Here is a 7231-nt window from a genome sequence, read left to right on the forward strand (position 1 = left end):
TTGTACCCGAGGTTTCGACCGTGCTGTTCACGGCCGTGGTGTTGGCAACCGTTCCAAAAACGCTCCCCCCCCCGATGCCGGCGTGTGCATTTTCACCCGAGGTTTCAACCCTGCTGTTCACTGCCGAGGTGTTGGCAACCGTTCCAAAAACGCCCCCTCCCCCGATGCCGGCGAGTGCATTTTCACCCGAGGTTTCGACCGTGCTGTTCACCGCCGTGGTGTTGGTAACCATTCCTCCACCACCAACCAAGCCCGCCCCAATGCCGGCGTATGCATTGTCACCCGAGGTGGAAATATGCACATTTTCGGCCCGGATATCACTGACTGTGCCATTCGCAGTACAGGCTGCCACCCCGGTCGTCTTCGTTGAATTTATATGGGTATCAGTAAAGCCAAGGCGACTGATGTTGCCTTGTTTCAGAGTATCAACTAAACAGTCAGACAGGCCGCTGATGGTACGACGTTGCCCATCGTACTCCCCGGTGAATGGATGAGTATCATTGCCAATGGATTGATAGTCTTTAGTGACAACAATATCCGCTGTCTGTTGATAGGTACCGTCCAGTGGATAGTCGGGATGTCGGCCAATCTTGCCCAGGGTTTCTGTATCATTAATCTTTATGGGTGTTGATGCTGTAGTGGGTGTTGACTCTTTAGCGGTTGTTGACGCCGAAGCGGTTGTTGATACTGTAGCGTCTGTTGACGCTGTAGTGCCATTTCCCGGGCAAGCATCATTATACGAAAAACCCGAATCCTGAAATTCAGTTCTGATAGAGCAATTGGCTGCTAACACTCGTAGGTCTGCTTTTTGGCAAAAAAGCTGATCATTGGGGATAGATCCAAAATTCTTTTTTTTGCCATTGACAAAACTGTTCACCGCCTTGGTATTGGTAACCCAATCTGAATTGGGAACCCACCCCCCCCCGATACCGGCTCTTTCCAAAGTGGCGGCATCGACACGGCTGTTCACCGCCATGGTGTTGTCAACCGTTCCTCCGCTAACCATCCCCCCCCCGATGCCAGCGCCTGCAGCGGTAAACCGGGTATGGACCCTGCTGTTCACCGCCGTGGTGTCGGCAACCGTTCCTTCGCTAACCATGCCCCCCCCGATGCCGGCGTGTGCATAATAACCATTGGTTTCGACCGTGCTGTTCACCGCCGTGGTGTTGCCAACCGTTCCTTTAAAGTAAACCAGCCCCCCCCCGATGCCGGCGTATGCAAAATAACCATTGGTTTCGACCGTGCTGTTCACCGCCGTGGTGTTGGCAACCGTTCCTTCGCTAACCATGCCCCCCCCGATGCCGGCGTATGCAAAATAACCATTGGTTTCGACCGTGCTGTTCACCGCCGTGGTGTTGCCAACCGTTCCTTTAACCAGCCCCCCCCCGATGCCGGCGTTTGCCTCTTGACCCGTGGTTTTGACATGGCTGTTCACCGCCGTGGTGTTGCCAACCGTTCCTTTAACCTCCCCCCCCCCGATGCCAGCGTAACTTTTATGACCATTGGTGAGAATATGAACATCTTTCGCCCGGATATTACTGACTGTGCCAGTATCATCAACAACACAGGCTGCTAACCCGGTCGTCTTCTGGGAAGTTATATTGGCACCAGTAAAGCGAAGGTTCCTGATGCTGCCTTCCAGAGTGTCAACAAAACAGGCAGACAGGCCGCTGATGGTATTGCACTGCCCATCGTAATCGCCGGTGAATGTGCCAATGGGTTTATGGTCTTTATTGACAACAATATCCGCTGTCTGTTGATATTTGCCGTTTGGTGGAAATTCGGGATCTCGACCAATCTTGCCCAGGTCTTCTGCATTTTTAATCTGTTTCGAATTCGCATACTGAAAAGAGCTGGCCAGCGTGCCAAGGGCAAGTAGCCCTTTGGTTCCCTGACTCCCTTGATAGCGGGCCGTGGATGGCTGTTGAAGGGGTACGTCTTTCGAGCCGGTTTCTTTTTCCTGAGCCTCTCCCCGGGTTTCTTTTGATGTCTGTGGTAATTCCGGTTTTGCATCCGGCCCGGGCAAACCGCTCCCGGACCAGGCATTGGCCATATCTTTCGCCATGAAAAGGATGGAACTCGACGGCACGATAGTTGTTGTGGCCAGTCGCAAAAGATCTTTCACTGCTTTGCGGGAATTGAAACTGAGGCAAGGGTCTTCCATTGGAATCAATGATTTCACAAATGCTTTAGAAATAGCAACGCCATGGCCGAGCCAGGAATATTCGGCACCATTCCCTGAACATTGGGAAGCGCTGTCGCAAATTGGTTGCTGAATTGATTGCTGAATGGGTTGCTGATTGGATTGCTGAATCATAAACAGGACTCCTGATGTTGTAGTACATGGTTTCAATGAGTTTGACGGGTTGTCGTTATCACAAGCCTCTGCACTTCGTTCGTCCTGAGTACTGAGCTTGTCGAAGCATCGGAGGGCGCAAACTCCGGGCCATGATAGATCGTGCCAACACCCTTCGACTCCGCTCAGGATGAACGGAGTTGGTACACGTCAATCTCCTTGAAATGATGTAGTAGTGCATAACAGTACATTAGAAAGTGCACAAAAAATGACGACGCACTCCCTTGTTCGTTTATGCAGTGACGTAAAAGTTCCCGGGTTATGTTTTTTTTGGCTCTTTTCGGGTTACAGACTGCTCTGCAATGAAAATTGGCCAAAGGCCTTGATATACAATGCCTTCAGGAAACTGCTGGCTAAATATTGCCAAGCCCCGCCACAGGAGGATTCCAGCCTGATTTATGACATCAGCAGTCTGCAATACGAAAAGAGCCTGACTGTTTTTTCAGCTGGCTTCAGCCTGGCCGCTACCGAAATCATCAAACTCTCTCTCCATTTGCCTTGTCACTGCCTGTTGCCACTGACCGGTTGTCGTTTTGCCCTTAAGCTCCTGCAAACTCGCCCTTGCTATCTGGGAGACCAGTTCATCCTTTAATCGGGCATCACTGACCCGATCGCCAAATACCTGCGGGAATTGTTTGCTGACCTGTGACTTGATGGTTGCGTAGCTGCTGAGAATTTCCCCGATGCGTTGCCGGTTGAACTGGTGCAGTTTCACTGGCCCTGGCAGTGCTTTGCCCCTGGTGTTGATCAGTTGGGCCCGGTCACTGGCACTGGTGCGCACTGGCAATAGTGTTATCACCAGCTGATTGAGACGCTGGGCCTCATCCGGATGAGGCTCAATGCCCTGGCGCTGGATCAGTTCTGCTGTTTTTATCCGTTCTATGGCTTCTGCCGGTGCCTCAAACCGGGCGTTATACAGATGGGTAAACAGTTGCCAGGCTCTCTGATCAAGTTGGAAGGTTTGCCAATCGGGGGGCTGCCTGTCCGACGATTGATCCGAGCCTACCGGGATAGGCGATGGTGTCTGTGTAGCGACGGCAACATCGGCCTCCAACCGGGCCAGGGGGGCAGAAAAATGGTCAAGGCCCAGATAGTCGGGTTGACTGGCTAGCGATTTCAGCAGCTCCAGTTGCCTGGCCGATGCCAGTTTCATAAAGCGGGACTGGGTTTGATTGTAACGACCGGAGGCCAGACCTTTGACCAGTGGCATGTCGGTAGGTGGTGTGATCTTGATACTTTTACTAAACGACAGTCGCTGTTTGAAACGTGTGGCCAGTGAGGCCCTGGTGCTGGCCTGTGAACCTTGCTCCAGCCCAAGCAATTGGCTTAATCGATTGGCCCACCTCTTCGGCCGGTGATTCTTCAGTTGTGCTGCCTGGTCAATAATCTTTTTGGACAGATGTTGTGGTATATCGTCATTTGTTGTCTGTTCAGCCAGTCGGCTTGCAGCCATAGCCTTTAACATGACACTCGCCAGTTGCCTGGTTGCACCGTGGTCGATGGTTTGGCCCGTTGATGGATCATAGAAAAGTGGTGTGCCAGGTGCCTGGCTAGTGCCGCGCAGGGAGCCGTCAGCCCGGAATATATTGTCAGGTTTCTGGTGTTGTATGCCCAATGTCGTTGAGGTGAGAACGCTTGATAGAAAGTTTTCCGTTGCCTTGCCAGCGGATGCTTCAGGCAGGGTCTGGATAATGGCCAGGTTAATCAGATCGTCCTGGTCCCACTGTGTACTGACATCTTTATCCTGGGTGGCCAGATCGTTGGCCAGGGCCATGAGTTCTGTCCGCAGTTGTCTGGCCAGAGCCAGGCTGTTAGTCAGCAGCTGCATACCCGGTGACTGGTCAAGTGGGGAGGCGTTCTTTCCTGGGGTTCCTGGTGCCATGGTGTGGTTCAGGTGTATGGGACGATCGCTGATTTTTGCAGCCAGCATGTTAGCCAGTGTCAGGTTGTCGGTGATTGAATAGTTCGTCGGTGCTATGGCACTCGTGGCAGTTTGGCCATTGTTGCTGGGTGTACTGGCTATGGCCAATGGTGTGCCGGTCTTGCCCGGATCAGGCTGGACACTGGTCATGCCATGGGATGGGGGAGTTGGAGCGGTATTACCCTTCAGTTTCCTGACAGGATTTATGTCGGGTTGCTGGATATTCTCAAGAAACAGGTCTTGCTCCTGTTGCAAGATACGGATTAATAACTGTTGGTTGTGGTGCCTGTGTTGCCGGTCAATGATATCAATGTTCACTTTTTCCGTTGACTCAGGTTTTTCCTGTGGTCGGGAGTTCCCGGTTTCCGGCGTCGTCTGCTGTTTCTGGCCAGTTTTTCCATGCAGAATTTGGCTCAGGTCGTTCAAAAAACGATCAAAGCCGTCAGAATTGGCTGACTGTGGTTGCTCCTCTATGGCTTTGAGCAGATGATCTGTGTTCACGGAGGCCGTTGCAGGAGGGGTATAAACACCAGACGAAAGTCGTATGATGGCGGCACGGTCCAGAGGTTGTTGGTTGCTACAGCCCAGGTCTGACAGCATCTGCAGGCGTACATTGCTGAACGTGGCATACATTGTCTGGAACTCGGAAATGACCTTGGCGCTGATGATGGACTGGGCAGTACGGTGATTTTTTTCACTGATTGCAGCCGGGGTCAGATGCTTCATAAACTGGTGAGCATTTTTATAAATATTCAGGAACTTGTTGCTGAATTGTTGATTCAGTTGGTGCAATGACCCCCTCGGAAGAATCCCTTTTTCCAAACAGTCTAATGGTTGCCCCTCGGTTGCTGGTGCCTGGCGGACCTTGTTGCGTGTATCGGCATAGATTTTGGCCATGTTTTTATTGAATCGTGAATGGATCGTTTTGCATTTGTCTGTGAATGATTTGATGAATTGCCGCAGTCGTTGGTTGTTATCAGATTCCGTCTTTGGCAAAGACGTAGCATTTGTTGTTGCCGTGGCCGTTGTGTTTTCGGTCGGGTTTGTACGATTGGAAATACTGGCGGTCTTCTCTTGCGGTGTGCTGTCAGGTGCTGTGGTTGTGGTTGTTGTCTTTTCGACTGCCGTGCCTGTTGATGCAGGCGTCATTGATGAGGAAGAAGTAGCTGAGCTATCTCTGGAACCAGAAGTCACTGTCTGAGTGGTGATGTCGTGGATTGTGGTTGTCGTCTGGCTTGATTGCCTGGTTTGTGCAGCGGTTGATTTTGCTTTTGAAGATGGAGGCGCTGCTGTGGTTTTAGATATACCAGGGTCGCCTTCTGTTGTGGCGGTTTCAGATGGTAATGCTGTTTGCCCGGTTGTTGATTGACGTATTGCTGTCTTATCAATTGTCGCCTGAGTGTTAGTGGCTGTTGGTGATTTTGTTGATGGAGCTGTTCCTGTGGCCGTTGAAGTTTCTGTCGGCGGTGAAGCAGCCGTTGTGCTATCCGAAATGCCAGAAGTCCTTGTTTGACTGATGGTATCAGACGTTGATCGTGCTTTTTCCTGGGTTATTGATTGTTGCGTTGTTGTCTGTTCGGCTCTCTTACCTGTTGATGCAGGTGTCATTGATGAATAAGCAGCTGAGCTATCCGTGGAACCAGAAGTAACTGTCTGAGTGGTGGTTTCGTGGATTGTGGTTGTCGTCTGGCTTGATTGCCTGGTTTGTGCAGCGGTTGATTTTACTTTTGAAGATGGAGGCGCTGCTGTGGTTTCAGATATACCAGGGTCGCCTTCTGTTGCCGTGGTTTCAGATGATAATACCGTTTGCCCGGTTGTTGATTGATGTATTGCTGTTTTATCAGTTGTTGCCTGAGTTGTAGTGGTTGTTGGTGATTTTGTTGATGGAGCTGTGGCCGTTGAAGTTTCTGTCAGCGGTGACGCAGCCGTTGTGCTATCTGAAATGCCAGCAGTTATTTTTTGACTGGTAGTATCAGACGTTGATCGTGCTTTTTTCTCGGTTATTGATTGTTGCGTTGTTGCCTGTTCGGTTGTCGTCCTTGTTGATGCAGGTGTCATTGATGAAGAAGTAGCTGAGCGATCCGTGGAACCAGAAGTAACTGCCTGAGAGGTGGTGTCGTGGATTGTTGTTGCCGTCTGGCGTGATTGTCTGGTTCGTGCAGTGGTTGAGATTGCTTTTGAAGATGGAGGCGCTGTTGTGCTGTCAGATATACCAGGGTCGCTTTCTGTTGCGGTGGTTTCAGATGATAAGGCTGTTTGCCCTGTTGTCGATTGATGTATGGCTGTTTTATCAATGGTCGCCTGAGTTGTGGTGGCTGTTGGTGATTTTGTTGATGGAGCTGTTCCTGTGGCCGTTGAAGTTTCTGTCAGCGATGAAGCAGCCGTTGTGCTACCCGAAATGCCAGAAGTCCTTGTTTGACTGGTGGTATCAGACGTTGATCGTGCTTTTCCCTGGGTGATTGATTCTTGCGTTGTTGTCTGTTCGGTTGTCGTGCTTGTTGATGCAGGTGTTATTGATGAAGAAGCAGCTGAGCCATCTGTAGAACCAGAAGTAACTGCCTGAGAGGTGGTGTCGTGGATTGTTGTTGCAGTCTGGCTTGATTGCCTGGTTTGTGCAGCGGTTGAGATTGCTTTTGAGGTTGGAGGCGCTGTTGTGCTGTCAGATATACCAGGGTTGCCTTCTGTTACGGTGGTTTCAGGTGGTAATGCTGTTTGCCCGGTTGTTGATTGGTGTATCGCTGTTTTATCAATTGTCGCCTGAGTTATAGTGGCTGTTGGTGATTTTATAGATGGAGCTGTTCCTTGGGCTGTTAAAGTTTCTGTCATCGGTGCAGCAGCCGTTGTGCTATCCGAAATGGAAGAAGTTATTTTTTGACTGGTGATATCAGACTTTGGTCGTACTTTTTCCTGAGTTATTGGTTGTTGCGTTGTTGTCTGCTCGGTTGTCCTGCCTC

2 protein-coding genes are annotated in these 7231 nt (G+C 50.8%); both read right to left on the minus strand.

What is annotated here, in order from left to right; all coding sequences use genetic code 11:
- A partial coding sequence (locus ACO6V1_RS21535) for a hypothetical protein (protein WP_422468462.1) occupies positions 1–2317 on the minus strand: 2317 nt, incomplete at its 3' end.
- Positions 2318–2798: 481 nt separating this feature from the next.
- Positions 2799–7103: a hypothetical protein gene (locus tag ACO6V1_RS21540; protein WP_422468464.1), complete on the minus strand. Its 4305-nt coding sequence runs from the start codon at positions 7101–7103 to the stop codon at positions 2799–2801.
- Positions 7104–7231 lie beyond the last annotated feature (128 nt).

The sequence above is a fragment of the Endozoicomonas sp. ALC013 genome, assembly GCF_049310205.1.
Lineage (GTDB): Bacteria > Pseudomonadota > Gammaproteobacteria > Pseudomonadales > Endozoicomonadaceae > Endozoicomonas.